The following is a 2,037-nucleotide window of genomic DNA, read 5'->3' on the forward strand; positions in this document are numbered from 1 at the left end:
CCTAATTTGTATTTCCAAGTTCCTTTTAAATCAATAGTTTTATCTCCAACAATCAGCTCATATGGTTTATCGGTTACAAAACCTCCTTTTCCTGAATTATTGATGATTCGAACCGTAATTTCATTTTTTCCTTCTTTTAAAATAGCAGCATTAAAAGAATAAATTCTTGGCGGATATTGGTACGAAGTTGTTCCAACGAAACGCCCGTTTACAAAAACGGAATCGGCATCTACAATTCGTCCTAAAATTAATTTTGCCTGATTTTCATTTACTTTTTCTAGTATAAACTCTTTCTTAAACCAAACCGAACCGTTTGTTTTTCCGAGTTCTCCGTCAGCCCAATAACCCGGAATTTGCATTTCGTTCCAATCTGAAGTCTCTGCAGAATTTGCCCATTTATTTTTAACACCAATATCGGTATTGTTTAATAATTTGTACCATTCTGAACTGACTTTACGATCGTTTTCATCTATTTGTTTTTCGAGTTTTCCGTCTTTGAATTTTAAATATTCTTGATAATATTCGGGAAACTTTTTAATGCCTTCTTCGCTAATCCATGATTCGGCAGGAGAACCGCCCAAAGCGCTATTAATTAATCCGATCGGAATTTTATACTTATCGTATATTTCTGAAGCGAAAAAATAGCCAACTCCCGTAAATTGTAAAACGTTTATAGGATTTGCTTCAACCCAAGAACCAGATGAAAAATCGTTTCTTTCTTTTTCGAAATAATATTCATCGGGAACCAAAAACTGACGAATATTAGTATTGGCAGATTTTGCAATTTCGTCTTTGTATTTGTCTTTCAAACGATCCATTGGAAGTTCCATGTTCGATTGTCCAGAGCACAGCCAAACATCTCCAAAAAGAATGTTTTTTAAAACAATTGTATTGGATGCTTTTAAAGTCATTTCATACGGTCCGCCTGCTTTTTGAGAAGGAATCTGAATGGTCCATTTTCCGTCTTGAGCTGTTGTGGCTTTGTATGTTTTACGATTAAATTCGAGTTCAATTTTTTCGTTTGGCGACGCCCAGCCCCAAATATTGACTTTTGTATCGCGCTGCAATATCATTCCGTCACTTATCAATCGCGGAAGTTTTATTTGCGCGTTTATGCTAACTGTTATTAAAAATGTTAGAAGTATCTTTTTCATTGTATTATGTTTTTTTTGCCACAGATTAAAAGAATTAAAAGGATTAAAAGGATTTTTTTTAATTAATCTGTGTTAATCTTTTTAATCTGTGGCTAAAATAATTAGTGGAAATTCGTGAAATTCGCGACGAAAAAAACCTATTCGTAACTATATAATTTTATTTTTTGAATTTCGTAATCTCCAACTGAGATTCTTAAATGTCTTCCTTGATGCGTTTGATCTCCGTTGAAATGTCTTATGGTTCTCCAAACTTCATTTTCGAATTTACCAAAATCTGTTTTTAGAATTCCAGCATTTACATTTTCTTTTAAAGGTTTAAAAGTTACCACAATTCCTGAACCTGAAATATAAAATTCATCTTTAGCGATTTCTATAATAATAGCGCTTGACATTGGCCATGTTTCTGCTTTTGCTCCATCAGACCAATTTAAGGTATAATCATGTTTGAAAGTGAATTCGTAATCGCCCATTTTTATGATTTGCGTATTATTTTCTTTGTCTAATAAAACACCATCAATTTTTCCTTGTCCTTTGTATTTTTCAATTGTCGGAGTTAATTGTTGCACCAAATCGTAGATTTTACCTAGAGGTTCTTTTTTAGCATCGGCTACAGATTCTATTGAAAATGGAGAAAATCCTATTGCTTCATAATGTCCGATAGCATATAATCCTTTAAATGGAGCTGTTTCATCAAAACGATGTTCCGGAATAAATAACGGATCTCCTTGACGTGTAAACAAATCGTTCCATTGTTTGAATGACGGATTGTAGAAATCTGGCGCTAAAAAATCTATTGAATTTCCAGCGGCTTTCCAAACGTCCATAATATGAGGCAATGGTCCTGCACTTGGATATTGTCCTGGCTTTTTTTCTGGCGCATTTA

General features: G+C 33.7%; 2 protein-coding genes. Both read right to left on the reverse strand.

The window, feature by feature from the left end:
• The coding region (locus B3J44_RS04810) for a sugar-binding domain-containing protein (RefSeq protein ID WP_286966120.1) at positions 1 to 1,154 on the reverse strand (1,154 nt) is incomplete at its 3' end.
• 137 nt (positions 1,155 to 1,291) lie between these two features.
• The coding region (locus tag B3J44_RS04815; RefSeq protein ID WP_286966121.1) for a DUF5597 domain-containing protein at positions 1,292 to 2,037 on the reverse strand (746 nt) is incomplete at its 5' end.

The sequence above is a fragment of the Flavobacterium sp. UBA4854 genome, assembly GCF_002399805.1.
GTDB classification, from domain to species: domain Bacteria; phylum Bacteroidota; class Bacteroidia; order Flavobacteriales; family Flavobacteriaceae; genus Flavobacterium; species Flavobacterium ginsengisoli.